Here is a 2,011-nt window from a genome sequence, read left to right as displayed (position 1 = left end):
ATGATGCCGACGCCTTCAGGGTGAAGGCGACGAACATGGTCGCCTCACGGCCGATGTGGTCGGAGATGAAGCCGAACAGCGGACGCGAGATGCCGTTCATCACGCGGTCCAGCATCAGGGCGAAGGGCAGAGCCGCCATGGTCAGGCCGAAGACGCTGACCGGGGCTTCCTTCACGCCCAGATCGTGGGCGATGACGCCGAGCTGGGCCACCGCCATCAGGCCGCCGGTGACGGTGCCGATGAACATCGCCCACATCACCCAGAACACCGGCGTGCGGACCGCTTCGCCCAGCGTGTAGTCGCGGCGGGTCTGCGCGACCTTGGTGGAAGCCTTGACCTGCTCCTTCTGCGGCATGCGCAGGAACAGCGCGGCGGCGATGATGATGGCGCCCTGCAGCAGGCCGAACCAGAAGAAGGTGGTCTGATAGCCGCTGCTGTGGATCATCGCCGAGATCGGCAGGATGGTCAGGGCCGAACCGGCGCCATAACCGCCGGCCGTCAGGCCGACCGCCAGACCGCGCTTTTCCGGGAACCACTTCAGCGCGTTGTTGACGCAGGTGGCATAGACGCAGCCGACGCCGACGCCGCCGATGGCCGAGCCGACATACAGCATGCTGAGCGAGCCGGCATAACTGTCGATGATCCAGGACAGGCCGGTGAAGAAGCCGCCGGCGGCGACGATCACGCGGGGACCGTACTTGTCGATGAAATAGCCCTCGATCGGCGTCAGCCAGGTCTGCACAACGACGAAGATGGTGAAGGCGGTCTGGATCGATGCGCGCGTCCAGCCATGGGTCGCCTGGATTTCCGGGACGAACAGCGTCCAGGCATATTGGATGTTGGCCGCCGCCACCATGCAGACGATGCCGACGACGATCTGCATCCAGCGGACCGTATCGCTCACCGGCGCCGCGGATTCCGCCGCCGATTGTGAATTCATATGAGCCATCGTGCCTCCCGTTTAACTTGCCTGAGCCGGCGGCACGGCCCCTCTCCCGGGGACCGGCACGCCAATCACGATTGCGGAATGACCCGGACGGACCGCTCTTGCTGACGGTTCCTTTCCGGAACTCGGCGCGGATGCCGACAATCGCTCGGAGTTCGATTGTCCCGATTTAGGAATGCCAGATATGAAATCTGGTATGCCAAAACCGGGGACAAAAAGACACCGACGGACGGATCGACGCCGTAGGCATACAGTCTGACCAAGTAAAACTTGCGTCACAAACCGACCATGATGACCGGTCCACACCGGTTCTTCTGTCGGTTCACCCGATGTATCGCGCGTTCTGCAAAAAGAAGCCGTGCCGGTACCTGCACGGCCCCCTCAGACGAGGGTGTGCAGTCTTAGGAGATAGATAGATGCCGCCGTTTCCATAGAGGAACCGCATCGGCGACACATGATCTTTTGCTCGGATTGTTTTGGAACTCAACAATCCGTTTGGTCTTTCCGCATGATGGAAAAACACAGGCGTCAGCCTTGGAACGCAAGGGCTGCACCCCCACCGACCTGTTGGAGCGGGTGGTGGAAAATGGAACTCGGGGGATTGTAAGATCGGACCGGCGACCCCGGGGTGGGGTCGCGGACTCAGCTTCTGCGGTCAGACCAGGTGGCGGACCGTCAGAAAAGCGACGCGGGTGTCGCCATAGCGGCGGTCGTCGACCGCGGTGAATCCATCCGGCAGGGGCAACGGATCGCGGTCGGCGACCTCAACCACCGCGAGCGCACCGTCGGCCAGCCAGCCCGCGCGCAACAACCCCTCCAGCCCGCGTGGCGCCAGTTCCTGGCCATAGGGCGGGTCGAGAAAGGCCAGCATGCAGGGACGCGGGGCCGGCGGCGGTTTGGTCGCGTCGGCGCGCAGGATCTGGGCGCTCGCCGTTTCGCGCAGGGCTTCGACATTGGCACGCACGGCGTCCAGCGCCGGCCGGCCCATGTCGAGGAAACCGCACCAAGAGGCACCGCGCGACAAGGCTTCCAGCCCCAGCGCGCCAGTGCCGCAAAAGGCATCGA

At 63.9% G+C, this 2,011-nt stretch carries 2 protein-coding genes; both read right to left on the bottom strand.

Annotated features, from left to right (window positions below; genetic code table 11):
- The coding region (gene oxlT, locus I71_RS24525) for an oxalate/formate MFS antiporter (RefSeq protein ID WP_244434028.1) at nt 1–904 on the bottom strand (904 nt) is incomplete at its 3' end.
- Between the two features lie 697 nt (nt 905–1,601).
- On the bottom strand, nt 1,602–2,011 hold a 410-nt coding region (locus I71_RS24520), incomplete at its 5' end, for an RsmD family RNA methyltransferase (protein WP_042699780.1).

The sequence above is a fragment of the Azospirillum sp. B506 genome, from assembly GCF_000333595.1.
GTDB lineage: Bacteria > Pseudomonadota > Alphaproteobacteria > Azospirillales > Azospirillaceae > Azospirillum.
This window is presented reverse-complemented; position numbering and strand designations above follow the sequence as displayed.